This window comes from Bartonella sp. TT119HLJHH (assembly GCF_042193385.1).
Classification (GTDB): domain Bacteria; phylum Pseudomonadota; class Alphaproteobacteria; order Rhizobiales; family Rhizobiaceae; genus Bartonella.
In genome coordinates this window covers 1-517 of record NZ_JBHILS010000164.1, presented here as the reverse complement: position 1 = coordinate 517, position 517 = coordinate 1, and the positions used below count along the sequence as shown (strand labels likewise).

Annotated in this window: 1 pseudogene; it reads right to left on the bottom strand. The window is 39.3% G+C overall.

Annotated features, from left to right (window positions below):
* Positions 1-164: 164 nt before the first annotated feature.
* Positions 165-517, bottom strand: a pseudogene (locus tag ACFIJL_RS09955) (filamentous hemagglutinin); the annotation flags it as partial.

Below are 517 nucleotides of genomic sequence, written 5' to 3'. Positions count from 1 at the left end.
ATAAGGGGTTGGCATTCCACATTCTAATAAGGCTTTTCCTACCTCAGTAAAATCAGTAACACCATTTTTCTCCCACGTAGCCACCTCTCCTGGAGGAGGTTTATCGATATTACATCCAGTTACACTCACCAAAACTATTCCACTTAATAACTTTAAAATGTATTTCATTTTTTACTCCTTGATTTACTTAAAGGAAATTGTTCACGATGAGATGTGCCATAAAACTTTTGGCATTTATAACCCACATCTCCAAGGCAAGTATGGGAGCTTATGGGATTCATGATCACTCTCCACCATTCTTTCCACCAATTACTACCAGCAGGTATTGTCTCGTAAGTATAGCCATTGCCGCCAATAATTCTGCTGACAAAGTCATATCTATTCCCATCAAAGCCAATAGTGGTTTGTTTGCCATCACTCACATAATCTAACAGACCGGCTGCAACTAAAACATTAAAGGCTGGTCCATAGAGATTGATAGTCGTGTTTTCGTTGGCTATACCGTGAACACCTTCTT